This is a genomic window from Burkholderia sp. E168m15 (assembly GCF_016586105.1).
In the GTDB taxonomy this organism is placed as follows: Bacteria; Pseudomonadota; Gammaproteobacteria; order Burkholderiales; family Burkholderiaceae; genus Burkholderia; species Burkholderia orbicola.
Genome location: NZ_BCPO01000172.1, coordinates 43,344 through 68,339 on the forward strand (window position 1 = coordinate 43,344; position 24,996 = coordinate 68,339).

Here is a 24,996-nt window from a genome sequence, read left to right on the forward strand (position 1 = left end):
TCGAGGGCTGCCGGCGCGCGACACGCGCCGCGCACTGTGTCTTCAACACCGGAATCCCGTCATGTTTCTCGATCAACTTCATCCGGAACGCTGGACGTTCCTGTGGAACGCGTTGTCCACCCTCTCCCTCAAGCTGTCCGCCGCCCTGGCGCTGCTCGTCGCCGGCTGGTGGCTGTCGAAACGCGTCGGCAACTGGCTGAACCGGCTGCTCTCGAACAAGGAGCGCGTCGACGACACGCTGCGGCCGATCCTCTGCGACGTCGCGGTATGGGGCATCCGCATCGTCGCGATCGTCGGCGCGCTGTCGCAGCTCGGCATCGAAACCGCGAGCATCGTCGCAGTGCTCGGCGCGGCCGGGCTGGCCATCGGGCTCGCGCTGCAGGGCACGATGCAGAACATCGCGGCCGGCATCATGCTTCTGCTGCTGCGGCCGTTCAAGGTCGGCGACTACATCGACGGCGGCTCAGGCGTCGCGGGCACCGTCGAAGAGGTCGGGCTCTTCATGACGCGCCTCACGAAGCCGGATGGCATCTGCGAGTACGTGCCGAACAGCGCGCTGTGGGGCAGCTCGATCCGCAACTACACGCGCAACCCGACGCGCCGCCTCGATCTCGAAGTGGAAGTGTCCGTGCACGACGATATCGATCGCGCGCTCGCTGCGCTGCATGCGCTGGCCGTGGCCGATCCCGACGTGCTGCAGGACCCCGCGCCGGACGTGATGGTGATGCGCTTCGACGACAGCACGGCCGTCGCGAACATGCGCGTGTGGACGCATACCGACAAGTTCTGGACGATGCGCTGGCGCCTCGCGCGCCAGGTGCGCAAGACGCTCGCCGACGCGGATTGCGCGCTGCCGATCCGCACACGGGAGCTGCACATCGTGCACGACGCGGCACGCCGCGCGGACGATACGCGCGTGCGAGTTTCGTAAGGCTGCGCGGCGCGGGACGCGCCCCGCTGCGACGTTACATCCAGACGATGTCGAGCAGCACCTTCCTGCCGCTCTTGCAGGTGAACACCGAGATCGCGCCGTGCTTCAGGTCGCCCCGCGGCGTGATGCGCGTTTCGCCGATCGCGCCGCGATAGACTGTGACCGGCATCGCGGCCAGCACCTTCGCCGGGTGCCTCGAGCGCGTGCAGAGGAAGCAGGTCGGCGTATCGTCGATTCAGTCGAGTCTCGCGTTGCGCGAAGTGAAGTTCTCGTCACGCGTGCCGGTGCCGGACGCGTGACCGTTCATGCCTTTCAGGCGCCCACACACGGGCATCCGTCGTCGATCGTCATCCCATGGAGCGCTACCCGATGAAACGTTACTTTCCCACCGCGTCGTTTGCCGCCGCGATCGCCTGCGCATTCGCATTGAGCGCCTGTGCGGCGCAATCGTCCGCGCCGGCTGCTGCTTCGGCACCGGCCGATAATGCCGCGCCAGTGGCCCCGCCGCTGGTCGGCGGCGATCGCGACGCGCACGGCTGCATCGGCTCGGCCGGCTACGCGTGGTGCGAGCGGACGCAGCAGTGCGAGCGTCCGTGGGAACTTGCGAAGGCGCGGGGGGTCGCGAATTCGGCGCAGGCTTACGAGCAGTTCTGCCGGAACGGCGGAACGAAGTGAAGTGATGCGCGTGAACGGGTCGCGGTGCAACGCCGCGATCCGATGATGTTCCGGTCTGGTGCATGGCCCCTCCATCGCACGCATTCGACCCGCCGATCCCCATCGATTTTCCCGCGTCGCGCACCGTCATTCCGGAAACCCGGACACGCAAAAAACCCCACGAAAACAGGGATATTCGCCGCCTGCGACACGTTGTCCGAGTTCGGTTATATTACGCGCCCCTTGCCACCCCGCCCCCGCAAAACGCGTCGCACGCGGCCCCTTTCAACGCAGCCTGAAGCGCCGTCCGCTCAGGCTTGCCGCCCGGGCCCGGGCGCGTGGCGCACCCTCGCGACGCAGGCGCTTGCCTGCCCGCGGGAAGCCGATCCGAAGGTGTCCTTCCGAATCGCTTCGCGTGCGCAAATGCAACGGCGCGCCGCGCCGATCCGGAATTCCGGATTCGCGGTCCGAATCTCCGGACCCGCGTTCCGGCGCCACGGAACCGCGCGCCGGGCGGCATGGCAAACCGATGCATCCAAGTTGAAAAAGGGATCTGCTGTGATCAAAACGTTACGGGTAATACTGTCGGCGCTCGCGCTGTGCGTCGCGACATCGTCGGCGCACGCCGCCGATACGAAGAAAGTCGATGTCCTGCTGGTGGGCGGCGGCATCATGAGCTCGACGCTCGGCGTCTGGCTGCACGAACTCCAGCCCAACTGGTCGATGACGATGGTCGAACGCCTCGACGGCGTCGCGCTGGAAAGCTCGAACGGCTGGAATAACGCCGGCACCGGCCACTCGGCGCTCGCCGAGCTGAACTACACGCCGGAGAAGGCGGACGGCAAGGTCGACATCTCGAAGGCGATCGAGATCAACGAGTCGTTCCAGATCTCGCGCCAGTTCTGGGCGTGGCAGGTCAAGCAAGGCGTGCTGAAGAATCCGCACTCATTCATCAACTCCACGCCGCACATGAGCTTCGTGTGGGGCGACGACAACGTGCGCTTCCTGAAGAAGCGCTACGAAGCGCTGCAGGCCAGCCCGCTGTTCCGCGGGATGCAATATTCGGAAGACTACGACCAGATCAAGCAGTGGGTGCCGCTGATGATGGAAGGCCGCGACCGCAACCAGAAGGTGGCCGCGACGTGGACGCCGATCGGCACCGACGTGAACTTCGGCGAGATCACGCGCCAGTTCGTCGGCTACCTGAAGACGCAGCCGAACTTCACGCTGTCGCTGTCGAGCGAAGTGCGCGAGATCACGCGCAACGCCGACGGCACGTGGCACGTGTCGTGGGTCAAGCTGCATTCCGACGAACCGCCGCAATCGGTCGACGCGAAGTTCGTGTTCATCGGCGCGGGCGGCGGTGCGCTGCACCTGCTGCAGGCGTCGGGCATCCCCGAGGCGAAGGACTACGGCGCATTCCCGGTCGGCGGCTCGTTCCTCGTGACCGACAACCCCGAAGTCGTGAAGCAGCACCTCGCGAAGGCGTACGGCAAGGCGTCGGTCGGCTCGCCGCCGATGTCGGTGCCGCACCTCGACACGCGGATCATTGACGGCAAGAAGATCATCCTGTTCGGGCCGTTCGCGACGTTCTCGACCAAGTTCCTGAAGAACGGCTCGTACTTCGACCTCGCGAAGAGCACCAACCTGCACAACGTCGCGCCGATGATGCGCGTGGGCGTCGACGAATTCCCGCTGGTGCAGTACCTCGCCGGCCAGCTGATGCTGACCGACGACGACCGCTTCAACGCGCTGAAGGAATACTTCCCGAACGCGAAGAAGGAAGACTGGCGCCTGTGGCAGGCCGGCCAGCGCGTGCAGATCATCAAGCGCGACCCGGTCAAGGGCGGCGTGCTGAAGCTCGGCACCGAGATCGTCGCGTCGCAGGACGGCAGCATCGCCGGTCTGCTCGGCGCGTCGCCGGGCGCATCGACCGCCGCACCGATCATGCTGAACCTGATGCAGAAGGTGTTCAAGGACAAGGTCGCGACGCCCGAGTGGCAGCAGAAGATCCGCCAGATCGTGCCGAGCTACGGCACCAAGCTGAACGACAGCCCGGCGAAGGTCGTCGAGGAATGGACCTACACGAGCGACGTGCTGCAACTGTCGCCGCCGCCGAAGATCGACCTCGGCGCGCCGTCGCAGGCCACCGGCAACGCGCCGGCCCGCCCGGCGAAGGCATCGGCCGACATGGCGCTGTAAACGCGCCCGACGCCGCGCAACAGCCGCGCAACAGCCGCGCGGCACCCATGCGGCACCGTTATGCCGCCCGACACGGCCGCCCTCCGGGGCGGCCGTTTTTCCTGGTGCGCGCCGGGCGCGAGCACCGGCTTCCGCTAGAATTGCGGCACGCGCGACCCCGTCGCCGCCCGATCCATCACCCGCATCGACACAACCCGAGCCACCGCCGGTGCGGCCCGCGCCCGAGCCGCGCGAGCGCCGCCCGCCGTGGCCGCGCCCGCCCGGGCGCGCCATCAACCGAATTCAGCTGGAGAAAGACCGTGTTTACCTGCCGAAACCAGAGCTGCGGCACGCAGTGGGAACAGTCCGACGTCGTCATCAAGGACGAAGGCCAGGGGCTGCTGTTCCGCTGCCCGCTGTGCGGCGCCCGCAACTATCTCGAACGCTTCGAGGACGACGAAGGCAACGTCGTCTACGAGCAGATGGAAGGCCGCCCCTACCTCGGAGACCTGTCTTGACCCAACCGACCGCCACGCCGTTCAGCGCGCTGCCGCTGACGCCCGCCACGCTCGCGAACCTCGCGCAGCTCGGCTATGTCGACATGACGCCGATCCAGGCCGCGAGCCTGCCGATCGCGCTGGCCGGTCAGGACCTGATCGCGCAGGCGAAGACGGGCAGCGGCAAGACCGCCGCGTTCTCGCTCGCGCTGCTCGCTCGCCTCGATGCGCGCAGCTTCGACGTGCAGGCGATGATCCTGTGCCCGACCCGCGAGCTCGCCGACCAGGTCGCGCAGGAAGTGCGCCGCCTCGCGCGCGCCGAGGAGAACGTGAAGGTGCTGACGCTGTGCGGCGGCACGCCGATGCGTCCGCAGGCGCAGAGCCTCGAGCACGGCGCGCACATCGTCGTCGGCACGCCGGGCCGCATCATGGATCACCTCGACCGCGGCAATCTGAAGCTCGACGCGCTGAACACGCTGGTGCTCGACGAAGCCGACCGGATGCTCGACATGGGCTTCTTCGACGACATCGCGAAGGTCGCCCGGATGTGCCCGACGACGCGTCAGACGCTGCTGTTCTCCGCGACCTATCCGGACGGCATCGCGAAGCTGAGCCAGCAGTTCCTGCGCAATCCGAAGGAGATCAAGCTCGCGGAACGCCACGACGACAGCAAGATTCGCCAGCGCTTCTATGAAGTGACCGAGGACGAGCGGCTGCATGCGGTCGGCCAGTTGCTGAACCACTACCGGCCGGTGAGCACGATCGCGTTCTGCAACACCAAGCAGCAATGCCGCGATCTGCTCGACGTGCTGCACGCGCAAGGCTTCCACGCGCTCGCGCTGCACGGCGAGCTCGACCAGCGCGAGCGCGATCAGGTGCTGATCCAGTTCGCGAACCGCAGCTGCTCGGTGCTGGTGGCGACCGACGTCGCCGCGCGCGGGCTCGACATCGCACAGCTCGAAGCGGTGATCAACGTCGACGTGACGCCCGACCCCGAAGTGCACGTACACCGCATCGGCCGCACCGGCCGCGCGGATCAGGACGGCTGGGCGCTGAGCCTCGCGAGCATGGACGAGATGGGCCGTGTCGGCGCGATCGAACAGGCGCAGAAGCGCGAGGTCGAATGGCATCCGCTCGCTGAACTGAAGCCGGCGGACGACAGCGTGCTGCTGCCGCCGATGGAAACGCTGCAGATCCTCGGCGGGCGCAAGGACAAGATCCGCCCGGGCGACGTGCTCGGCGCGCTGACCGGCGACGCCGGATTCGACGGCAAGCAAATCGGCAAGATCAACGTGACCGAGTTCTCGACCTATGTCGCGATCGAGCGCGGCGTCGCGCGCGACGCGCTGCGCAAGCTCAATGCGGGGAAGATCAAGGGCAAGCGGGTCAAGGTCCGGTTGATGGACGAGGAGTAAGCGGGCCGCGGCGCGGGCGGTCGCAGCACCGCCGGGCGCCGTCCCGTGCGTCACCTGAGTTCGGGATAGCCGTGCGTCGCGGCGGCCTGCTCGAACCGCGCAATCGTGTCGTAGTCGGCCGGCGACAGCCGGTCGAATCCCTTCAGCCTCAGCACGCGCGCCCGTTCCACATCGGCCGCAGCCGCGCGCTCGAGCGCCTCCTGCAACGCGTCCACCTGCGTATCCGCCAGCGCCGCCCGCGATGCGACGAACGGCAAGCCCGGCGCGGATGCCGTCGTGCCGATGATCCGGATGTCCTTCAGCAGATCGGGCAGCGCGTCGCGCACATACGCGAACGTCACGCAGTCGATCGCCGCGCAATCGGCCTCTCCCGAGGCCAGCGCACGCAGCACATTCAGGTGCGAACCGAACGGCGTGACCGAGCCGAAGAACCGTCCGTCGTGCGCATGCGGCGCGACCGCGTGCCGGAATGCGTTCATCCCGCTGTGCGAATCCTCGCCGTTGAGGGCGGCCCGCAACCCGCGGCAGGCGGCGAGCGTCGTCGCGCCGCCCGCATACACACGCGCCGATACGACCAGCACGCTGCTGTAGCGCGCCTCGTCGCAGCCCTCCGCATCGAAAATCGGGGTCGCAATCAATCGCACGACGTCGTGCAAGCCGAGCATCCGGTACGGGTAGCCGCAGGTCTGCGACAGCAGCAGGTCGTCGCGCCGCCACAGTGCGAGCAGATCGTCGAACGGCGCGTCGGGCAGCACGACGTCAGCCGGCCCGCCCGCGTTCGCGAACGCATCGAGCGCATCACGCAGCAGCGCGCGCCACAGGGCGGCGTGGCGCGGCGTCACGTTGTACATCGGCAGGACTGCGATCCAGGGTTTCATGCGGGCATTCTACGCATCGGCGGCGCCCCGGATGCTTATCGGCCGCAAGACGATAAGCAAATGCGAATCAATTGGTTGGCGTAGCCGCGCCGCCTCGGTACCGTTCGAAGGCCTGCCGGCGCCGCCACCGTGCGCGATGCCGGGCAAGCCGACCGTGATCCGCGAGACACCAGCGCACCCGGGCCGAGCGCCCCGGTTCCATCGCTCGTTCCCCGCACTGCCCGATCCATCCGCCTCAACGCCATGGCCGAATACTTCGACGTCGACCACGCGCGCGCGATCGCCGCGCTCGACGCCCGCTTCACCGCCCGCACCGAGTGGCCGACCTGGCTGCTGGTCGTCGTCATCTACGGCGGCTGGCTCGCCGTGTTGCTGCTCGTGCGCGAAGGGCACCTGTCGCTCGCCGCCGCGACGCCGCCGTTGATCCTGCTCGGCGCGTGGCACCTGTCGCTGCAGCATGAACTGCTGCACGGCCATCCGACGCGTTCCGCCTTCGTGAACAAGCTGCTCGGCTATCCGCCGCTGACGGTCTGGTATCCGTACACGCTGTATCGCGACACGCACCTCGAGCATCATCGCGACGAAGACCTGACCGTGCCGGGCATCGATCCCGAAACGAACTACGTGACGCGCGAACGCTGGGCGCGGCTGCCGCGCTGGTGTCGGGCGCTGACGGTCGCGCGCAAGACTTTCTTCGGACGCATCGTCGTCGGGCCGCCGCTCGCCATCGCCGCGACGTTCCGCGATGCGTTCGCCGCGTTCCGGCGCGGCGACTTCCGCTATCTGCCGATGTGGGCGACGCATGCCGCGTGCGTGGCCGCGCTGCTCGCGTGGCTGCAATGGGCGATCGGCGTGCCGTGGTGGTACTACCTGCTGGCCGTCACGTGGCCCGCGCTGTCGCTCGCAATGATCCGCTCGCTATACGAGCATCGCGCGGCGCCGCATCCGAAGGCGCGCATCACGATCAACGAAGCCGGCTTCGCGATGCGGCTGCTGTACCTGAACAACAACTATCACCTCGTCCATCACGACCTGCCGAAGCTGCCGTGGTACGACCTGCCGCGCGCATACCGGATGCGACGCGACGCGTATGCGAAGAAATGCGGCGGCTTCGTGATCCGTGGCGGATATCGCGAACTGCTCGCGCGCCACGCGTGGACGCCGACCGATCCGCCCGTGCATCCGTTCGACGAGGGCACGGCATCGCTGTCGACGGGCAGCGGGATCAAGGTGGCAGTGGTCGACAGGGTGTTGCAGATCAGCACCTGACGTCAGAAGTTTCCGCGTGTCGGCACCGGTCCTTACGAAAAGCCGACAACACCGATCGTCGTCCGCGAATTGCCAATTGCGTCGGCAATGCCCAGAATGGCCGCTCCGCCGGGATTTCCGACCATCATTCGCCCCGGCTCCGCCGCACGGCCGCGCGCCGCATTCCCCGACGACGATGCAACCGAACACCCCACCCGGCGCGATCCGAACGATCGGCAACGACTGGTCCGTTTCCGCGATCACCGCAGGCTTTCTCGCGGTCCTGATTTCGTATGCGGGCCCGCTCGCGATCTTCTTCCAGGCTTCGCAGGCCGCGCATGCGTCCAACGACATGGTGTCGTCGTGGGTCTGGGCGATCTCGATCGGCGCCGGGGTATCGGGCCTGTTCGCCAGCTGGAAGCTGAAGGTGCCCGTCGTCACCGCGTGGTCGGCGCCCGGCACCGCGCTGCTCGTCGGCCTGTTTCCGCAACTGACGCTCAACCAGGCCGTCGGCGCGTACCTCACGGCCGCGCTGATCATCCTGGCGATCGGCGTGTCCGGCTATTTCGACCGGCTCGTGCGCCACATTCCGCGCGGCATCGCCTGCGGGATGATGGCCGGCATCCTGCTGCCGTTCGGCATGCACGCGTTCTCCGCCGCGACCGCGCAGCCGGTGCTCGGCTTCGGGATGATCGCGGCGTACGTGATCTTCAAACAGCTGCTGCCGCGCTACAGCATCGTGCTGGTGCTGCTGACGGGTGCTGCGCTCGCGACGCTGCTCGGGATGACGCATCTCGGCAACGTGTCGCCGAGTATCGCGCGGCCGATTTTCATCGCCCCGGAATGGACGCTCGGCACGACGCTCAGCCTGGCGCTGCCGCTCGTCGTCGTCAGCCTCACCGGCCAGTTCCTGCCGGGGATGACGATCCTGCGCGTGTCCGGCTATCACACACCGGCGCGCCCGATCATCACCGCGACCAGCGTGATGTCGCTCGTCGTCGCCTGCTTCGGCGGGATCACGATCGTCGTCGCGGCGATCACCGCGGCGCTCTGCACCGGCAAGGACGCGCACGAGAATCCGGACCGGCGCTACGTCGCCGGGCTCGCGAACGGTGCGTTCTATCTGATCGGCGGGCTATTCGCGGGGACGATCGTCACGGTGTTCTTCGCGCTGCCGAAGGCGTTCGTCGCGATCCTGGCGGGGCTCGCGCTGATCGGCGCGATCAGCGCGAACGTGCACGGAATCTTCGAGGACGAGAACCATCGCGAAGCGTCGATGATCACGTTTCTTGCGACCGCGTCGGGGATGACGTGGCTCGGACTCGGGTCGGCGTTCTGGGGGATCGTGATCGGGTCGGCGGCGTATGCGGTGTTGAACAGGGGGCGGGGGCGTCAGGCGGATTGAGCATCCCACCATGCCTGCTGCAACAGACAGGTCCGTTGTATCGCCGAATCGGGCGGCGTCCCGACGCGTCGCTCAATTCGATACGGTCACTTCGACCCGGCGATTTCGTGACCTGCCCGGCGCCGTGCCGTTGTCGGCAAGTGGATCGGCATCCCCCTGTCCGGTTGCCGAGATGTTTTGCATCGGCACTCCCGCGGCCGCGAAAATCCGCGCGACCTCTCGAGCCCGAGCCTCTGAAAGCGCCTGATTGTTGCCCCGGGATATCGCTCCAGCCGGTACGTTGTCGGTGTAACCAACGACCTGCACGTACGCACCGGGTACCGATGCGGCAATGGTCCGACCAATCGTCGCCATCATGGAAGCCCACCACGGCTCGACCGTCACGTCACCCGATGCGTACGGCGCGTCAGTGGTTTGAAGCGAACGAACCAAGCAGCCCTATCCCGATATTGCTGAAGCGGGCTGAACAGTGCGTTGGCAAACGCTATGTCGAGGTTGTCAACGCGATTCCGGCCGAGCTTCTTTCGCAATGGGATTAGGCGAATGGCCTGGAATAGATTCGGAAGTCGACGCGCACGGCGACCAGGCAGCGTCTCGCCGGCGAACCTCGTATGCGACTGACGGCCGGTGGTCCCGCCTCACGCCGGCGCCGCATGCGCGCGCACCAGCGCAGCAAGCGCTTCCTCCAGCGTCGTCGTCCCGTACACCCGCTCCGACACGTCGGCTTCGACATCGATCCGCCCCGCGTTGTGCACGTCGTACAGGTCGACGATCAGCTGCGCATGACGCTCGCTGAGCCCGGCGCGCAGCAGCGTCGCGCTCCACGTATCGCGCGGTAGCGCGTGCGCGACGATCGCGCGACCTGCCGCCGTGCCCAACGTTTCCGCAATCGCCGTCACGCTCACCCGCCGCGGCCCTTCGACACTGACGATGCGCGGCCCGCTGTCGCCTTCTGGCGCATCGAGCATCAGCGGCGCCGCGACGATGCCCACATCGGGCGCCCAGACCGTCGGAAACGCCTTGCCGACCGGATGATGGAAGCTCGGCAGCACGCCGGTACCGAGCGCGACCGGCAGCACGCACGCCCAGTTCTGCAGATGCTCGGCCGAGCGCAGCAGCGTCAATCGCGTCGGGATCGTCTTCAGCCGTGCCTCGAAGTCATGGAACAGGCGCGTGATACCCGTATTGCCTTCAAGCTCCGCGCCGTAATCCGACAACGCGAGCAGCGCCGGCGGCGGATTCGCGGCGAGCGCGGCAGTCGCTGCGTCGATCGTCCGCGTCATCGTCGCGGCCGGATCGGGGTCGGCAGCCGGCACCGGGCACAGTATCTGCACCGCCTGCGCGCCGTCGATCGCCGCGGCGATCGCGTTCGCATCCGTCAGGTCCGCGATCGCAACATCGCAGCCGAGCTGCATGAAACGTTCACGATGGCGCGCGTCGCGCAGCACCGCGCGCACGGAATGGCCTGCGTTGCGCAAGGTCGTCACGGTCGACAAGCCGACGTTGCCGGATGCTCCGAAGATCACGAACACGATTCGCTCCTGAGGGATGAAGGTGCTGTGATTGTCGGGTTGCGCGGCCCGGAAGGCGCGCACGGAGGGATGAATCGAGCAGGAAAGGATGACGTGCTGAGTACGCCAACCATGCATGCGCTCCGATGCAAGCGCGTCAAAACCGGAGAAGACGAGCGCGACAATTGTCCAACGACCTGTTGGACGATTGCCCTCGGATCAAACGCAACGTCCGTGTACCGCTGTTGCGTTATGCGTCTTTCCCGCCATCCTCACCGTCATACGCCAGCCGCAACCCGCCCCGCACGCCCGACCGCGCAATCTCCGTCGGCGTCGCACCGAGCACGCGATTCATCCAGTTCGCCATGTGGCTCTGATGCGCAAACCCGGCCTCCAGCGCGATCTGGCTGATGCTGAGCCGGCCTTCGAGCAGCAGCGTCTTCGCGCGCTCCACCCGGCGCCGCACGACGTACTGGTGCACGGGCATCCCGAGCGTTTCGCGGAACAGCACCTTGAAATGCGGCACGCTGATCGACACGAGCGCCGCGAGCTCGGCCAGCGTCATGCGCCGGTCGAGATTCGCCTCGACATAGTCGATCACGCGCGCCGCCGCCTTCGGCGCCAGCGTGCGCCGGCGTTCGCGAAACACGGGCTGGCCGTCGACCAGCCGCGCGACGAGCGCCGTGCACAGGCTCTCCGCGTAGAGCGGGTCCGATGCGTCTTCCGCTTCGAGTTCGGCGGCCATCGCCCACGCGATGTGCTGCAGCCGCGGGTCGCGCACCTGTAGCCGCCGGCGGATCTGCGCGTGCGACGGCTTCAGTTCGAGCTGTTCGACGGTGCGCCGCACGAAGGTGTCGCTGAGCGCGATATGCAGAATCCGGCAATCGGCGCTGTCGGTCCATTGGCCGGGCAGGCCAGCCGGAATCACGTCGACGTCGCCGTGCGCCTGGATGCGCGACACGCGCTCGCCGTCGCACACGCAATCCGCGCGCACCGGCGCGCCGATATGCACGCCGATCCGGTGATGCTCGGCCGCCGGAATCCGGTACGTCCCCGCGCGAATCTCCAGCAGCGACGCGCCGAAGCCACGCCAGCCCAGCCCGCGGCTGGAGCGCAGGCTGACCGGGACGCCGTTGTCCGCCGGCGCGGCAAGAATCGGATCGCTCATTGATGGTCTCCACCAGATCAGGTGCCGAACGCGCATTGTGACGCGTTTCGGGCCGGCGTGCCGGCCCTGCGCGGCCGCCGCTGAATCGAACAGAAAAAGATCATCCGTTTCTGCTCGGGACGATCCTTGCGTGCGCGCCGGCGGGTGCCGCAGCGCTTACGATCGCCTCATCCGACACCTACGGAGCCCGTCATGCCCCATTCCTGCCCGCAGCGCGCGGCGTTCATCGCACGCTCGCCGTCCGCCGCCCGTCCTTCATCCGGCCCCAACGCCCGCAACACACGCACCGCCATCGCCGCGTGGGGCCTGCGCATCGTCGGCTGGTACCGGCTCGAACGGCTGCTCGCGTCGATTCCCGACAGCAACGACGACTTCGGGCTCGTCTGACCGGCCGGTCGACACGCCGCCTACTTGCGCCGCCGCTCGTGCGGCGCCACCGTCGCGCCGTCGATCACCGGCGCGCCCTGCTTGATCAGGAAGTCGCGGAACAGCCCCGTCACCTGCGAGATCCGCCGGTCGGCGAGCGTGACCACGTACCATTCGCGCTCGATCGGATTGCCGGGAAACGGCAGTTGCCCGAGCAGCCCCGTGCGCAGTTCGAGCGCACACGCGTGCAACGACAGGAACGCGACGCCGAGCCCGGCTTCGGCCATCTGCTTGATCGCCTCGTTGCTCGACAGTTCGGAGCCCACATGAAAGCGGTGGCCCGCGTTCTTGAACAGGCTCTCGACGGTCGAGCGCGTGCCCGCGCCGCGTTCGCGCACGAGCAGGTGCGCGGATTCGAGATCCTTTAGTGCGACGCGTTTGCGCTGCATCAGTGGATGGCCGGGCGCCGCGACGAACACCATCGGATGCTTCGCGAACTCCACCGCGTGCGTGCGCAGTTCCTTCGGCGCGCTGCCCATCACCGCGAGATCGATTTCATGCGTCGCGAGCATGCGGATGATGTCGTCGCGGTTGCCGACCTTGAAATAGGTCTTCACGTGCGGGCGCGTCGCGGTGAATTTGACGAGCAGCGGCGGGATCAGGTATTCGGCCGTCGTGATCGCGCCGATCCGCAGCGTGCCGCCGAGATCGCCCGTCAACGCGGCCACTTCGTCGCCGGCCTCGCTCCATAGATGCAGGATCTCGCGCGCGTAGCGCGCCACGATCTCGCCGGCCGCGGTCAGTTGCACGCCACGCCCCACCCGCTGCAGCAACGCGGCGCCCACGGCCTCCTCGAGCAGGCGAACCTGCAGCGACACGGCCGGCTGCGTCAGGTTCAGCTCCTCGGCCGCGCGCGACACGCTGCCGAGCCGCGCAATCATGTCCAGCGCCTTCAACTGCCGGAACGTCGCGGTCTTTCCTATAAGTGAATACATATGAGTCGCTTATAAACATTAAATTGTTCGAGTGGGTTCGAAACTATATCGTCGGTTCTTGAGCAATGTCATCCGAATCGTCATTCAGCGGGAGCCCAACATGGACAACACCACGCCCACCCTTGCAACGGACCGCGCACCGCGCCTGCCGCGCATCGTGATCGTCGGCGGCGGCGCCGGCGGCCTGCAGCTCGCGACGCGCCTCGGCGATACGGTCGGGCGCCGCGGGCAGGCCGACGTCGTGCTCGTCGACCGCTATCCAACGCACTTCTGGAAGCCGCTGCTGCACGAAGCCGCATCGGGCCATCGCGATCCGGCCTCCCACACGATCGAATACGCGGCACAGGCGAAGCGCCACGGCTTCCGCTTCGTGCAGGGCGCGCTGCAGCAGGTCGACCGCGCGGCGCGCACGGCGACGATCGCGGCCGTGCAGGATGCGGACGGCACGGAAATCCTGCCGCAGCGCACGCTCGACTATGACGATCTGGTGCTGGCAGTCGGCAGCGTGACGAACTTCTTCAACGTGCCGGGCGCCGAGCGTCATGCACTGCCGCTCGAAAACCTCGATCAGGCCGAGGATTTCCGCCGCAAGTTCCTGGCTGCGTGCACGAAGGCGAATCACCTGGCCGAGCAGCAGCCCGCGCGGCGCGCGGCGCCGATCTGCATCAACGTGATCGGTGCGGGCGCGACGGGCGTCGAGCTGGCCGCCGCGCTGCGCCATGCAGTTCAGCAACTGACGACGTACCGCTTCAAGGCGCTGGTGTCCGCGCGTGACGTGCACATCCGGCTGATCGAAGGCGGCCCGCGCATCCTGCCGGCGCTCGACGAACGGCTGTCCGGCAAGATGCACGCGCAGCTGCGCGCGCTGAACGTCGACGTGCTGACCGAGACGCGCGTGGCGGAAGTCGGCGCGGATGCCGTGACGACCGCGACCGGCGAACGGCTCGCGAGCGACATCACGATCTGGGCGGCCGGCGTCGCGGGCCCCGCGATGCTGCGGAGCATCGGCGACATCGCGCTCAACCGGTCGAACCAGGTGATCGTGACCGACACGCTGCAGACCCCCGACGATCCGCACGTGTATGCGTTCGGCGACTGCGCCGCGTGCCCGTCGGCCGGTGCAGGCGGGTTTCTGCCGCCGCGCGCGCAGGTCGCTCATCAGCAGGCGGTGTATCTGGTCAACGCATTCGCGCGGCGCGTCGCCGGCAAGCCGGTGGCCGGCTTCACGTTCCGCGATGCGGGCACCGTCGTGTCGCTCGGGCATGCGGGCGCCGTGTACCAGGCGGACATCGGCGGGCGCTCGCGCTCGCTGATCGTCGACGGGCTGGCGGCGATCGGGCTGTACAAGTTCCTGTATCGCAAGCACCTGTTCAGCGTGGTCGGCATGAAGCGCGCGCTGTTCCAGTCGCTGAGCCACTGGCTGCAAAGCCGTCACCAGCCGTCGATCAAGCTGCATTGATCGCAGTTGTTCGCGCGCAGCATCACGACGCGGCATATCGGGCGGGCATCGCTCGATATGCCGTTTTTCCATATGCATAGACTCGATGCATTCACACTGCGCGCCACGCTGGTGCATCACGTTGAACGCGATCGATACGATGCAATTCATGCGGGACATGCCGCGCGACCCGCATTCCGCGCCCGCGCTGGCTTGCCACCCCATTCATTAGCCAAATCGTATGAGTCGACGAAAAATATTAATTAGTCGCGTTTTCCGGATCGACGCTAAGGTGTGTGGCATTCCCGTCGGCGAACGGATCATCACGTTTCTGAAAAGGAATCACCGTGGTCATCGAAGCCATCGTCACCCGTCTCGACGCAGCATTCGCGCAGATCGAAGCCACACCGGATTCACGCGAATCGCGCCATCAACGCGACGCGATCATCCAGTGGCTGGACCGGGCATCGGAAGAAGGCTATCGGCTCGGTCTCGTCACGACGCTGCCGGCCGCTCGGCTCAGCGACATGTTCGAAGGCCAGTTCGGCCGCGCGAACCTCGACCGCTTCTCGGTCGTCGTCACGGATTCGGATCAACAGAACTCCGGATCGAATCAGCATCCGTTCGATGTCGCGCTGCAAGCGCTCGGCGTACCGCCGGAGCGCGCGGTCGGGATCGCGAGCAGCGAACCGGAACGCCGCGAAGCCGAGCATTTCGGCCTGTCGCGCTGCGTGAACATCACAGATACGGTGCGCTCGATCGCATCGGCCGGGCTGCACTGAACGCCAGCACACGGGCTGGCAGCGGCCAGCCGTCATCGTCGACTCGGCGGCCATCCGACGATTGTCCGACCGCATCCTGACATTCTGCTGTCAAAGTCGCTTGCAACACTTCGGGGCTCGACCACATTCCCCCGGAGACGGGACGACGCACATGCGCATCGTCCCGTCCGTTGCCCGCCACGATGACACGCCCGACCCGCACCGCCGCCGCCCTCACGATTGCCGGCCTGTTGCTCGCTGCTTGCGGCGGGGATGACTCGACGCAGCCCGCCACGTCGGCCGACAACAACGGCACGACGCCCGCGCCGCAACCGCAACCTCAGCCCACGCCGGCTCCGACACCCGCGACCTACTACCAGACGAAGACGCCGTACCGCCCGCAGCAGGACGCGGCAACGTACGAAGCGCCGCCGGCCGGCTACGCACCGGTCTATACCGAACTCGTCGCCCGTCACGGCTCACGCGGGCTGTCGGGCTTCAAGTACGACGGCGCGATCTACGCGATGCTGGTCAAGGCCGAGGCCGACGGCGCATTGACCGCGCTCGGCGCGCAGCTCAAGGCCGACACGTACGCGATGATGAAGGCCAATGCGCTGCTCGGTTATGGCGTGCAGGGCATTTCGACACCCGGGTACGGCAACCTCACGCAAACCGGCATCCGCGAACATCAGCAACTCGCCGCGCGTCTCGCGCAGCGGTTGCCCGCGCTGTTTGCGACGGGCAACCGGCAGGTGGTCGTCGTCAACTCGGGCCAGGATCGCGCGGTCGACAGTTCGACGTATTTCTCGGCGGCATTGGTTGCCGCGCAGCCGGCACTGGCGCCGGCCATCACGCTGCCGGCCGCGCCGGCCGGCTATCCGGCGAGCGCACCGGTCGCACAGCCGGCCGGCATCAACCGCTTCCTGCTGTATTTCCACTCGCTGAAGCCGGCCACCGATCTCGTGACCGACACGAGCGATCCGTACTACGCGACCTATCAGGCGAGCCAGGCGTACCAGACCTATGCAAACGACGCGACGGTGGCCGCTAAGCTGAAGGCGATCAAGGCCGCACCGCAGGCGGCCGACGTCGCGCAAACGGTGCTGGCCGCGCTCGTGTCGCCGGCCTTCATCGCGAAGCTCGGCTCCGACGGCTACACGTTCGCGAACACCGGCACCTATGCGTTCACGTCGACGGACGGCAAGTTCACCAACACGCTGAAGGGCGACGGCAAGACGAAGATCGCGACGGCCGTCGATGCGGTGAACGTGCTGTACAACCTGCTGCAGGTCGCGCCGGCCATGACCGCGGAAACCGGCGGCGTGACGATGGAGAAGTACATCGGCGCGGAGCAGGCGCAGTATCTCGCGTACCTCCAGGATGCCGAGGACTACTACCAGAAGGGGCCCGGCATCCAGGAAGCGAACCCGGTGACGTACCGGATGGCGAAGGTGCTGCAGGACGACTTCTTCGGCGAAGTCGATTCGATCGCGCGCGGCGACCTGACACGCGCCGCGAAGCTGCGCTTCACGCATGCGGAGATCGTAATTCCGTTCGCGTCGATCATGAACCTGAAGAACGTGTTCGTGCCGACGCCGCAGGCGCAGACGTACACGTATGCGAACAATCCGTGGTGCGGCGACCAGGTCTCGCCGATGGCCGCGAACATGCAGTGGGATGTCTATCGCAACGGGTCGCGGCTCATCGTGAAGATGCTGTACAACGAGCGCGAGACGGATTTCCAGGCCGCGTGCGACGGTGCGAAGCTCGCGCCGGGCAGCCACTTCTACGACTACGCGGGGCTGAAGCAGTGTTACGGGTATCAGTGACGGGATGCGCGAGCGCGTTGACGCGCGCCTTACGGCGCCGGACGGGAGAAGCGCCGCGGCAGCGGCGCGGCCGACGACCGGGGCAGGCGATCGGCGTCGCACGCGGCCAAGCGGCCCGTTCGGGCACGTGACACGCCTCTCGCACGCACGAACTCGCACCGGCCCGCATGGTCGAACGAGCATCGCCGGAGAATCCTCATGAAACGCGTCGCCGTTGCCGCCACCCTGACCCTGTTTGCCGCCATCAGCCTGCCGGCCATCGCCGGTGCGCCCTCGGGTGCCGTCGCGCCGCCGGTTCCGGCTCAGGCATACGCGAAAAATTGCGTGCCGTCGCGGGACGCCGCACCAGGCACCCACGCCCCCTCCAGCGCGCCGCCGATCCGCGTCTGCGTCGGCGATTCCAACACGCAGCTGAACCTGCCGTGGTTCCTGACCGATGTCCTCACTGCCGTGGACACGCATCAGTCACCCAGCGGCCTGCTCCACAAGATGCGCAACGACTTCTGAATCTCGCCCGGCACGCCATCGTTCATCACGCGTCGGAGCGCTTCAGCACCTGGATGAACGTGTCGACGATGCCGGCCCACATCGCGGGGTCGGCGATGCGCTCCAGCAGCACCCGCAACTCCCGTCGCTCTTCGTTCGACAGTACGCCGTGCGCGCTGCGGATGCTGTCGTAGCGCGGCGTACCGCGCGATGCGAGTACGCGATCGAGCGAATAGTCTTGGGCCTGCCCGTCCACCAAAATCCTGATCCACAGCGAACCGCCGTCCGCCAGGGCGGCGCCGTCGATCACGATGACGTTGGGCGCGGTATTTTCTTCCATCGCAAAGCTCCTGCTCGACACCCTCGCGGCCGACCGCCGAAAGCGGGCCACGCGGAAATGTTTCTTTTTGAGACACAATCACAAAACGACACCAATTTTTAGACAACAATATTTCGTAATAGCGCGCCGCATCATATACTTGCCGCGCACCATCCTCGTGCCAAGAGACGGTGTCTTTCGTCCCGGCTGCACACACTGTGCGGCCGGGGCTTTTTTCGATACGCTGCGCCTATATACATGCTTAATGTACGCATGTTATTGAGGGATACCGCCCGATCGATGGACGATCGCGACAAGCGACGGCCGCATCGATAGGCATCCGAAACCGGCGCGCGAGCCGCCTGGCCCGACTCGGGCATGCGGCGTGCGTGCCGCTGGTGTATCGACCGGTTCGACTTGCCACCTCATGCGTATAACACCAAAGGCAATCGCGGGGCTGCGGGCGCTCACGCCCGGCTCGACACTCCTCTTCCACCGCAGCGGCGCGTGGCCGCGCGTCATGTTTCTCGCCGCCGTGATCATTTGCGTGCTCGTGCCCGCGTTCGCGATCGTACTGGCCGACCGCTACGCACGCGATGCCGTCACAGCGAACGAGCGCGCCGTGGCAAACGACATCGTGGCTTCGGTGGACCGCATCCTGGACGGCGTGCGCCTCCGACACGCGGACGAGCTGAGCGCGCTCGTCGGGCGGCCATGCGCGACGGTGTTCCGGACACTCGCCGAAGTGGGCACTCGCCTGCGCTATCTGCGTGCGGTCGGGCTGGTGAGCGACGGCCGCCTCATGTGCTCGTCGGCGCTCGGTTCGATCGACCTGCCGCTCACCGCGTATGCGCGCGAGCCGGAACCGGGCTCGATGGCCGTCACGCTGCTCCGCCAGACGCCGTTCCAGCATGGCATTCCGGTGCTGTCCGTATTCCGATCCACCGCGCGCGGCGCGGGCGTCCTGTATGTGATCGAGAGCGACTACGTGGCCGACGCACTCGCCCACGGCACCGGCAACGGGGCGGAAACGGCCACGCTGTCGATCGCGGGTGCAGGTCGTCTCGATCAGCACGGGAAGTTCTCGCCGGAAACGGAAGCGGCCCCCGCAGGCGGCAGCACGATCGCTTCGCAGCGCTGGCCGTTCACGGTGTCGGTCATCGCATCGGCGCGCTACGCGTCACAGGTCCAGCGCCATTACCGGCTGATCTGCGCGACGATCGTGCTGCTCGCCGACAGCCTCGTGATGGCCGCCTACCTGCTCGCGATGGCACCACGGCGGCTGTTGCTGAAAGCCGTGCGCCACGCGCTCAGGCGCGACGAGTTCCATGTGGTGTATCAGCCGATCGTCGACGTGCAGACGCGCAGGACGGTCGGCGTCGAGGCGCTGCTGCGCTGGCACCATCCGAAGTGGGGGGCCATCAGCCCGGCCGTGTTCATCCCGCAGGTGGAATCGAGCACGGTGCTGCCGAAGGTCACCGAGTTCGTGCTGCGCACGGCGGTCGCCGAGCTGACCGCGCTGACGCCGTCCGCGCCGCTGCGCATTGCCGTGAACATTGCGCCGCAGGATCTCGAGCGCGGGCGGTTCGTGACCGACGTCGAGGCAGCGATCCGCGCGCTGCCGCCCGGCTTCACGCTGGTGCTCGAAGTCACCGAGCGCATCCTGCTCGAGAAAAACGCGCGCACCACCGAGATCTTCCATGCATTGCGATCGAAAGGCGCGAAATTCGCGATCGACGATTTCGGCACGCATCACAGCAATCTCGACATGCTGTCGCGCTTTCCGTTCGACTACGTGAAGATCGATCGACAGTTCGTGTCGCAACTGGACAGCGGCAGCTCGAGGCTGATCGAGGGAATCGCAGCCGTCGCGCATCACTACGGCCTGAAGATCATCGCGGAAGGCGTGGAAACCGAAGCGCAACATCGCGCGCTGCATGCGGTCGGGATCCAGTACGCGCAGGGCTACCTGTACCAGCGGCCGTTGCGCGCGGAGAACCTGCAGCGCGATTTCGCCGGGGCAACGGTGTAACGGCGCCGCCGACGGCGACTACTGCGCGCCGTATTGGCCGCCGAGGCGCACGCGGCCCTGCTCGACCCATCCTTCGAAGTCGTCGCCGGTCTTGCCGTTCACGTACATGATGTCGTACCAGCGCCCGTGCGACTTGTAGACGGTCACCGAATCGCCGGGGACGATGAAGGTGCGCTTCGTGATGCATTGCGCGTCGGGCGCCGAGTAGAAATACGCGCGGCCCATACCGATGACCGTGCCGGACGCCGGCGGCCGGAAGTTGTCGTCGGGGCCGTTCGTGGCCGCATCGAGCTTCCCGCAATCGACCGTGCTCTTCGCTTGCGCGCCGTTCGCGCCCAGGCTCGCGCCGAGCACCAGCAACGCGATGCCCATGTGCATCATCATTTTCATCATTCGCCCTCTACGCCGTAGTGTTTTTTTCCGGTTTGCCGGTTCGCGGCCCGCATACGCTCGATCCTGCGCGACGGTCGTCACAGTCGTCACCTCGGCGCCGGCCGCGTCCAGATGATACGACGACCATCGAAATTCACGAAAACGGACCACCGTTCCGAATCATGTCCTATAGTCAGTCAGCAGACATCATTCGACAACGGGACGCATCGACGTCCACGGAGGAGACGTGAAGCTGAAACAGGCCATCGACCGCATTCCGGGCGGACTCATGCTGGTGCCGATGCTGCTGGGCGCGTGCGTGCACACGTTCGCACCGAACGCCGGCAAGTACTTCGGCTCGTTCACCAACGGTCTGATCGCGGGCACCGTGCCGATCCTCGCCGTCTGGTTCTTCTGCATGGGCGCGACGATCGACCTGCGCGCGACGGGTGTCGTGCTGCGCAAGTCGGGCACGCTGCTCGCGACGAAGATCGTGGTCGCGTGGCTCGCGACGGTGATCGCCGCGCGGTTCATCCCCGACGACGGCATCCGCACGGGCCTGTTCGCAGGCCTGTCGCTGCTCGCGATCACGACGTCGATGGACATGACCAACGGCGGCCTCTATGCGGCCGTGATGCAGCAATACGGCACCAACGAAGAGGCCGGCGCGTTCGTGCTGATGTCGATCGAATCGGGGCCGCTCGTCAGCATGCTGATTCTTGGTGCGGCCGGCGTCGCGGTGTTCGAGACGCGGCTCTTCGTCGGCGCGGTGCTGCCGTTTCTGATCGGTTTCGTGCTCGGCAATCTCGACGTGGAGTTGCGCGAATTGTTCGGCCGCTGCGTGCATCCGCTGATTCCGTTCTTCGGCTTCGCGCTCGGCAACGGCATCGATCTGAACGTGATCGCGAAGAGCGGGCTACCGGGCATCGCGCTCGGGCTCGCGGTGATCGTCGTGACGGGCGTGCCGCTGATTCTCGCGGACAAGTTGCTGGGCGGCGGCAACGGGACGGCGGGGCTGGCCGCGTCGTCGACGGCCGGCGCCGCGGTCGCGAACCCGGCGATCATCGGCGAGATGATTCCGAAGTTCAAACCGATGGTGCCGGCGGCGACGGCGATCGTCGCGACCGCGTGCCTCGTGACGGCGATTCTCGTGCCGATTCTGACGGCGATGTGGGCGAAGCGGGCGGCCAGGGCGTCAGGGGTGCCGGTGCGGGTCGTGACGCGGGCGGCGCATGGTGGGGCGATCGAGCACGAGGGGCATGTTTGAGGGGATGCCGGTTCGGGTCCGGCCTCAGGCACCGACCATCCTGGCGGCCGCTCGCCATGCCCCCGCGAACGCTCACCTTCAGGTAGGCTCCGGAATCCGGCTCACACGTTGCCCAAGCCGGCGTTTTCCGGAGCGCCTTCCATGCCCACCGCCGTCCTGCTGCGTACCCGCCATTCGCACCTCTATCCGGGCAGCATCGTGACGCTCGACCACGATGCGCCGCGCACCGCCAAACCACACCCCGCCGTCATCGAATTCGCGGACGGCTCCGGCGCCACCGCGACACTATCCCGCGTCGGTGACGATACCCTCGAACTTGCCGTAGACGAATACGTCACGCAGAAGCGCCACGCGATCGTCGCGCGTCGCTGGTCGCTGCGGCCGATCGATGCGGCCCGCACGGGATGGCGCATCACGCACCGGCTTCCTGCCACCTGATGCCATGGCGCCGCTATCGGCGCGAACCGCTTCCAGGCGCTAAAATCCGCCGCCTGGGCATCCACGACGAGCAAGCGTTTTGACGGCGTTCGAGCAGGGCTTCATCCTTACCCGCCACTGGCGGGACACCGCATCCGGCATCGAGATCGAGTTCTGGCTGGCAACCGAACACGGTCCGCGCCGCGTGCGGTTGCGCCCGCAGGAAGCCGTCGCGTTCATCCCGGCCGAACAGCAGGCACTCGCCGAACGCGCACTGGCCGGCGAGCGCGAAGCCGAATTGCGGCCGCTCGCGCTGCGCGACTTCCGGCAACGCCCGGTCGTCGGCCTCTATTGCAAGCGCTACCGGCATCTGTCCGGGCTCCAGAAGCGGCTCGCCGCCGCCGGCGTCGACGTCTACGAAGCCGACGTGCAGCCGCCCGACCGCTACGCAATGGAGCGCTTCATCACCGCATGCGTGGCGTTTCGCGGCCAGCCCGGCCGCGACGGCACGCTCACCGGCGGCGAGCTGAAGCCCGCAACCGGTTACCGCCCTGCGCTACGCTGCGTGTCGCTCGACATCGAAACCAGCGTCCACGGCGAGTTGTACTCGATCGCGCTCGAAGGCTGCGGACAGCGCCAGGTCTACATGCTCGGGCCACCGAACGGCGGCGCGAGCGGCAGCGCAGGCACCCTCGACTTCGACCTCGACTACTGCGACAGCCGCCCCGCGATGCTCGCGCGGCTCAACGACTGGTTCGACCGGCACGATCCCGATGCGGTGATCGGCTGGAATCTCGTGCAGTTCGACCTGCGCATCCTGCATGCGCACGCGGAGCAATACGGCATCCCGCTGAAGCTCGGGCGCGGCGGCAGCGCGCTCGACTGGCGCGCGCACGGCCAGCAGCCCGACCACTTCTTCGCGGGCGCGGCCGGCCGGCTGATCCTCGACGGCATCGACATGCTGAAATCCGCGACGTGGACCTTCCCGTCGTTCAGCCTCGAATACGTGTCGCAGTCGCTGCTCGGCGAAGGCAAGTCGATCGACAACCCGTACCAGCGGATGGACGAGATCCAGCGCCGCTTCGAGCACGACAAGCCCGCGCTCGCGCGCTACAACCTGAAGGACTGCGAACTCGTCACGCGCATCTTCGACAAGGCCGACCTGCTGTCCTTCGCGCTGGAACGCGCGAGCGTCACGGGCCTCGCGGCCGATCGCACCGGCGGCTCGGTCGCGGCGTTCACGCACCTGTACCTGCCGCGCATGCACCGGCTCGGCTATGTCGCCCCGAACCTCGGCGACGTGACGGGTCAGAACAGCCCCGGCGGCTTCGTGATGGATTCGCGGCCCGGGCTGTACGACTCGGTGCTCGTGTTCGACTACAAGAGCCTCTATCCGTCAATCATCCGCACGTTCCTGATCGACCCGGTCGGCCTGATCGAGGGGCTCGCGAATCCTGGCGACGATGCTTCGGTGCCCGGTTTTCTCGGTGCGCGCTTCTCGCGCACCGCGCACTGCCTGCCCGACATCGTGCGCCGCGTATGGGAGGGCCGCGACGACGCGAAGCGGCAGCACAACGCGCCGCTGTCGCAGGCGCTGAAGATCATCATGAATTCGTTTTACGGCGTGCTCGGCTCGACGGGCTGCCGCTTCTTCGACCCGCGCCTCGCGTCGTCGATCACGATGCGCGGCCACGAGATCATGCACCGCACGCGCACACTGATCGAAGCTCAGGGTTACGAAGTGATTTACGGCGATACCGATTCGACGTTCGTATGGCTCGGCCGCGCACATGACGACGACGAAGCCGGCGCCAAGGGCCGCGCGCTCGTCGAGCACGTGAATCGCTGGTGGCACGTCCACCTACGCGAACAGTTCGGGCTCGACAGCGCGCTGGAGCTGCAATACGAGCGGCATTACCGCCGCTTCCTGATGCCGACCGTGCGCGGCGCGGAAGAAGGCAGCAAGAAGCGCTATGCGGGGCTCGCGGCAACGGCCGACGGCGGCGAGGATCTCGTGTTCAAGGGGCTCGAAACGGTGCGCACCGACTGGACGCCGCTCGCGCAGCAATTCCAGCGCGAGTTGTACCGGCGCGTGTTCAGGCGCGAACCGTACCAGGATTTCGTTCGCGACTATGTGCGGCGCACGCTGGCCGGCGAATTCGACGACCAGCTCGTCTACCGCAAGCGCGTGCGCCGGCCGCTGCGCGAATACGAGCGCAACGTGCCGCCGCACGTGCGCGCGGCACGCATCGCCGACGAGTTCAATCACGCGCAGGGCCGGCCGCTGCAGTATCAGCGCGGCGGCTGGATCAGCTACGTGATGACGACGGCCGGCCCCGAGCCGCTCGAAACGATGCGTTCGCCGATCGACTATGCGTTCTATCTGAGCCGCCAGCTTCAGCCCGTCGCCGATGCGATCCTGCCGTTCCTGCGCGACGATTTCGAACGCGTGATCTCCGGGCAGGGGCAGTTGTTCGGCGATTGAAGGGTCACCCTCCAGCCCGCGCCGACTGCGCACGCAACCCATTCTTTCGGGCAGTTCGTCGTGCGTCGACCATGGGTCTACCAATCGATCCGCAGCCGCATCGACCGGCATTCGCGCGCACCCACCTGCCGCACGACAAGTAAAACCGATTGCCTCGATCAGGAGTCCAGCCTGGACGCTGGGCCGGCCGGTCGCACTGGCCACGTACCGGATCATTGGCCGCACGACCGATGCACGCACCTACCGCTGAGCTACGCAGGCCCAAGCGGCACCATCGATGCGATCGCGGCCGCCACGCCGCGCGCGTCGGGAACGGTCAATGCGGCAAGCACCGCCGCAGC

At 67.0% G+C, this 24,996-nt stretch carries 24 protein-coding genes and 2 pseudogenes; 18 read left to right on the forward strand and 8 right to left on the reverse strand.

Annotated elements, in window-relative coordinates; all coding sequences use genetic code 11:
- The first annotated feature begins 61 nt into the window (after nucleotides 1–61).
- Nucleotides 62–931, forward strand: a complete 870-nt coding sequence (locus JMF86_RS26610; RefSeq protein WP_041489436.1) for a mechanosensitive ion channel family protein — start codon at nucleotides 62–64, stop codon at nucleotides 929–931.
- A gap of 34 nt (nucleotides 932–965) precedes the next feature.
- Here the strand turns inward: JMF86_RS26610 and JMF86_RS26615 are convergent, their stop codons facing one another.
- Nucleotides 966–1,100 carry a hypothetical protein gene (locus JMF86_RS26615; RefSeq protein WP_372237116.1) on the reverse strand — a complete coding sequence of 45 codons (135 nt, stop codon included), beginning with the start codon at nucleotides 1,098–1,100 and terminating at the stop codon, nucleotides 966–968.
- A gap of 25 nt (nucleotides 1,101–1,125) precedes the next feature.
- Here JMF86_RS26615 and JMF86_RS26620 point away from each other — a divergent pair.
- From JMF86_RS26620 to dbpA, 5 genes and pseudogenes are all read left to right on the forward strand, one after another.
- Nucleotides 1,126–1,230 (forward strand): annotated as a pseudogene (locus tag JMF86_RS26620) (Lrp/AsnC family transcriptional regulator); the annotation flags it as partial.
- 70 nt (nucleotides 1,231–1,300) lie between these two features.
- Nucleotides 1,301–1,606, forward strand: a complete 306-nt coding sequence (locus tag JMF86_RS26625; RefSeq protein ID WP_041489500.1) for a hypothetical protein — start codon at nucleotides 1,301–1,303, stop codon at nucleotides 1,604–1,606.
- A gap of 537 nt (nucleotides 1,607–2,143) precedes the next feature.
- A complete protein-coding gene (gene mqo / locus JMF86_RS26630; protein WP_041489437.1) occupies nucleotides 2,144–3,787 on the forward strand; it encodes a malate dehydrogenase (quinone) in 1,644 nt (547 codons plus the stop codon).
- A 299-nt stretch (nucleotides 3,788–4,086) separates the two neighbouring features.
- Nucleotides 4,087–4,284: a hypothetical protein gene (locus JMF86_RS26635; RefSeq protein ID WP_006483193.1), complete on the forward strand. Its 198-nt coding sequence runs from the start codon at nucleotides 4,087–4,089 to the stop codon at nucleotides 4,282–4,284.
- Nucleotides 4,281–5,678, forward strand: a complete 1,398-nt coding sequence (gene dbpA, locus JMF86_RS26640; protein ID WP_011548605.1) for an ATP-dependent RNA helicase DbpA — start codon at nucleotides 4,281–4,283, stop codon at nucleotides 5,676–5,678. The genes JMF86_RS26635 and dbpA overlap by 4 nt, the downstream gene beginning before the upstream one ends.
- A gap of 50 nt (nucleotides 5,679–5,728) precedes the next feature.
- Here dbpA and JMF86_RS26645 read toward each other — a convergent pair whose 3' ends face one another.
- A complete protein-coding gene (locus tag JMF86_RS26645) occupies nucleotides 5,729–6,556 on the reverse strand; it encodes a phosphate/phosphite/phosphonate ABC transporter substrate-binding protein (RefSeq protein ID WP_011548606.1) in 828 nt (275 codons plus the stop codon).
- Nucleotides 6,557–6,799: 243 nt separating this feature from the next.
- On the opposite strand from JMF86_RS26645, the gene JMF86_RS26650 reads away from it, so the two are divergent.
- Entirely contained in the window at nucleotides 6,800–7,825 is a 1,026-nt protein-coding gene (locus JMF86_RS26650) for a fatty acid desaturase (protein WP_011548607.1), read from the forward strand.
- Nucleotides 7,826–8,000: 175 nt separating this feature from the next.
- Nucleotides 8,001–9,209: a benzoate/H(+) symporter BenE family transporter gene (locus tag JMF86_RS26655; RefSeq protein WP_011548608.1), complete on the forward strand. Its 1,209-nt coding sequence runs from the start codon at nucleotides 8,001–8,003 to the stop codon at nucleotides 9,207–9,209.
- 72 nt (nucleotides 9,210–9,281) lie between these two features.
- Here JMF86_RS26655 and JMF86_RS26660 read toward each other — a convergent pair whose 3' ends face one another.
- Nucleotides 9,282–9,641 (reverse strand): OmpA family protein, encoded by a 360-nt coding sequence (locus JMF86_RS26660; RefSeq protein ID WP_011548609.1) that lies wholly within the window; start codon nucleotides 9,639–9,641, stop codon nucleotides 9,282–9,284.
- On the opposite strand from JMF86_RS26660, the pseudogene JMF86_RS35155 reads away from it, so the two are divergent.
- Nucleotides 9,602–9,748 (forward strand): annotated as a pseudogene (locus tag JMF86_RS35155) (type VI secretion system protein TssA); the annotation flags it as partial. The gene JMF86_RS26660 and the pseudogene JMF86_RS35155 overlap by 40 nt on opposite strands.
- Before the next feature lie 99 nt (nucleotides 9,749–9,847).
- Here JMF86_RS35155 and JMF86_RS26665 read toward each other — a convergent pair.
- Nucleotides 9,848–10,741: an NAD(P)H-binding protein gene (locus JMF86_RS26665; RefSeq protein ID WP_011548610.1), complete on the reverse strand. Its 894-nt coding sequence runs from the start codon at nucleotides 10,739–10,741 to the stop codon at nucleotides 9,848–9,850.
- 229 nt (nucleotides 10,742–10,970) lie between these two features.
- On the reverse strand, nucleotides 10,971–11,888 hold the full coding sequence (locus JMF86_RS26670) for an AraC family transcriptional regulator (protein WP_011548611.1): 918 nt from the start codon (nucleotides 11,886–11,888) through the stop codon (nucleotides 10,971–10,973).
- 192 nt (nucleotides 11,889–12,080) lie between these two features.
- Between JMF86_RS26670 and JMF86_RS26675 the strand changes: the two genes are divergently transcribed.
- Nucleotides 12,081–12,275 (forward strand): hypothetical protein, encoded by a 195-nt coding sequence (locus tag JMF86_RS26675; RefSeq protein ID WP_041489438.1) that lies wholly within the window; start codon nucleotides 12,081–12,083, stop codon nucleotides 12,273–12,275.
- A gap of 20 nt (nucleotides 12,276–12,295) precedes the next feature.
- On the opposite strand, the gene JMF86_RS26680 is transcribed toward JMF86_RS26675, so the two are convergent.
- The gene (locus tag JMF86_RS26680) at nucleotides 12,296–13,249 is read right to left on the reverse strand and encodes a LysR family transcriptional regulator (protein WP_006480013.1); all 954 of its coding nucleotides are present in this window, start codon (nucleotides 13,247–13,249) and stop codon (nucleotides 12,296–12,298) included.
- Between the two features lie 100 nt (nucleotides 13,250–13,349).
- Between JMF86_RS26680 and JMF86_RS26685 the strand changes: the two genes are divergently transcribed.
- The 4 genes from JMF86_RS26685 to JMF86_RS26700 all read left to right on the forward strand — a co-directional run bounded on the left by JMF86_RS26685 (nucleotide 13,350) and on the right by JMF86_RS26700 (nucleotide 17,784).
- Nucleotides 13,350–14,708, forward strand: coding sequence for an NAD(P)/FAD-dependent oxidoreductase (locus JMF86_RS26685; RefSeq protein WP_011548613.1), 1,359 nt, complete (start codon nucleotides 13,350–13,352; stop codon nucleotides 14,706–14,708).
- Between the two features lie 326 nt (nucleotides 14,709–15,034).
- On the forward strand, nucleotides 15,035–15,469 hold the full coding sequence (locus JMF86_RS26690; RefSeq protein WP_011548614.1) for a hypothetical protein: 435 nt from the start codon (nucleotides 15,035–15,037) through the stop codon (nucleotides 15,467–15,469).
- Nucleotides 15,470–15,651: 182 nt separating this feature from the next.
- Nucleotides 15,652–17,277: a histidine-type phosphatase gene (locus JMF86_RS26695; RefSeq protein ID WP_011548615.1), complete on the forward strand. Its 1,626-nt coding sequence runs from the start codon at nucleotides 15,652–15,654 to the stop codon at nucleotides 17,275–17,277.
- 198 nt (nucleotides 17,278–17,475) lie between these two features.
- Nucleotides 17,476–17,784, forward strand: a complete 309-nt coding sequence (locus JMF86_RS26700; protein WP_011548616.1) for a hypothetical protein — start codon at nucleotides 17,476–17,478, stop codon at nucleotides 17,782–17,784.
- Nucleotides 17,785–17,809: 25 nt separating this feature from the next.
- On the opposite strand, the gene JMF86_RS26705 is transcribed toward JMF86_RS26700, so the two are convergent.
- Nucleotides 17,810–18,103 carry a hypothetical protein gene (locus JMF86_RS26705; protein WP_011548617.1) on the reverse strand — a complete coding sequence of 98 codons (294 nt, stop codon included), beginning with the start codon at nucleotides 18,101–18,103 and terminating at the stop codon, nucleotides 17,810–17,812.
- A gap of 406 nt (nucleotides 18,104–18,509) precedes the next feature.
- Between JMF86_RS26705 and JMF86_RS26710 the strand changes: the two genes are divergently transcribed.
- Nucleotides 18,510–20,114, forward strand: a complete 1,605-nt coding sequence (locus tag JMF86_RS26710; RefSeq protein WP_011548618.1) for an EAL domain-containing protein — start codon at nucleotides 18,510–18,512, stop codon at nucleotides 20,112–20,114.
- A gap of 18 nt (nucleotides 20,115–20,132) precedes the next feature.
- Here the strand turns inward: JMF86_RS26710 and JMF86_RS26715 are convergent, their stop codons facing one another.
- The gene (locus JMF86_RS26715) at nucleotides 20,133–20,504 is read right to left on the reverse strand and encodes an SH3 domain-containing protein (RefSeq protein WP_011548619.1); all 372 of its coding nucleotides are present in this window, start codon (nucleotides 20,502–20,504) and stop codon (nucleotides 20,133–20,135) included.
- A 229-nt stretch (nucleotides 20,505–20,733) separates the two neighbouring features.
- On the opposite strand from JMF86_RS26715, the gene kdgT reads away from it, so the two are divergent.
- The 3 genes from kdgT (at nucleotide 20,734) to JMF86_RS26730 (ending at nucleotide 24,655) form a co-directional block, all read left to right on the forward strand.
- Nucleotides 20,734–21,753 carry a 2-keto-3-deoxygluconate transporter gene (gene kdgT, locus JMF86_RS26720; RefSeq protein ID WP_011548620.1) on the forward strand — a complete coding sequence of 340 codons (1,020 nt, stop codon included), beginning with the start codon at nucleotides 20,734–20,736 and terminating at the stop codon, nucleotides 21,751–21,753.
- Nucleotides 21,754–21,894: 141 nt separating this feature from the next.
- A complete protein-coding gene (locus JMF86_RS26725; protein WP_011548621.1) occupies nucleotides 21,895–22,191 on the forward strand; it encodes a hypothetical protein in 297 nt (98 codons plus the stop codon).
- Nucleotides 22,192–22,270: 79 nt separating this feature from the next.
- On the forward strand, nucleotides 22,271–24,655 hold the full coding sequence (locus JMF86_RS26730; RefSeq protein WP_011548622.1) for a DNA polymerase II: 2,385 nt from the start codon (nucleotides 22,271–22,273) through the stop codon (nucleotides 24,653–24,655).
- The last annotated feature ends 341 nt before the right edge of the window (nucleotides 24,656–24,996 follow it).

What these genes read in the sequence shown, in the direction of transcription:
- JMF86_RS26610 (WP_041489436.1), top strand. Translation starts at nt 62, where the DNA reads ATGTTTCTCGATCAACTTCATCCGGAACGCTGGACGTTCCTGTGGAAC.
- JMF86_RS26615 (WP_372237116.1), bottom strand. Translation starts at nt 1,100, where the DNA reads ATGCCGGTCACAGTCTATCGCGGCGCGATCGGCGAAACGCGCATCACG.
- JMF86_RS26625 (WP_041489500.1), top strand. Translation starts at nt 1,301, where the DNA reads ATGAAACGTTACTTTCCCACCGCGTCGTTTGCCGCCGCGATCGCCTGC.
- JMF86_RS26645 (WP_011548606.1), bottom strand. Translation starts at nt 6,556, where the DNA reads ATGAAACCCTGGATCGCAGTCCTGCCGATGTACAACGTGACGCCGCGC.
- JMF86_RS26650 (WP_011548607.1), top strand. Translation starts at nt 6,800, where the DNA reads ATGGCCGAATACTTCGACGTCGACCACGCGCGCGCGATCGCCGCGCTC.
- JMF86_RS26655 (WP_011548608.1), top strand. Translation starts at nt 8,001, where the DNA reads ATGCAACCGAACACCCCACCCGGCGCGATCCGAACGATCGGCAACGAC.
- JMF86_RS26670 (WP_011548611.1), bottom strand. Translation starts at nt 11,888, where the DNA reads ATGAGCGATCCGATTCTTGCCGCGCCGGCGGACAACGGCGTCCCGGTC.
- JMF86_RS26675 (WP_041489438.1), top strand. Translation starts at nt 12,081, where the DNA reads ATGCCCCATTCCTGCCCGCAGCGCGCGGCGTTCATCGCACGCTCGCCG.
- JMF86_RS26680 (WP_006480013.1), bottom strand. Translation starts at nt 13,249, where the DNA reads ATGTATTCACTTATAGGAAAGACCGCGACGTTCCGGCAGTTGAAGGCG.
- JMF86_RS26685 (WP_011548613.1), top strand. Translation starts at nt 13,350, where the DNA reads ATGGACAACACCACGCCCACCCTTGCAACGGACCGCGCACCGCGCCTG.
- JMF86_RS26695 (WP_011548615.1), top strand. Translation starts at nt 15,652, where the DNA reads ATGACACGCCCGACCCGCACCGCCGCCGCCCTCACGATTGCCGGCCTG.
- JMF86_RS26700 (WP_011548616.1), top strand. Translation starts at nt 17,476, where the DNA reads ATGAAACGCGTCGCCGTTGCCGCCACCCTGACCCTGTTTGCCGCCATC.
- JMF86_RS26705 (WP_011548617.1), bottom strand. Translation starts at nt 18,103, where the DNA reads ATGGAAGAAAATACCGCGCCCAACGTCATCGTGATCGACGGCGCCGCC.
- JMF86_RS26710 (WP_011548618.1), top strand. Translation starts at nt 18,510, where the DNA reads ATGCGTATAACACCAAAGGCAATCGCGGGGCTGCGGGCGCTCACGCCC.
- JMF86_RS26715 (WP_011548619.1), bottom strand. Translation starts at nt 20,504, where the DNA reads ATGAAAATGATGATGCACATGGGCATCGCGTTGCTGGTGCTCGGCGCG.
- JMF86_RS26725 (WP_011548621.1), top strand. Translation starts at nt 21,895, where the DNA reads ATGCCCACCGCCGTCCTGCTGCGTACCCGCCATTCGCACCTCTATCCG.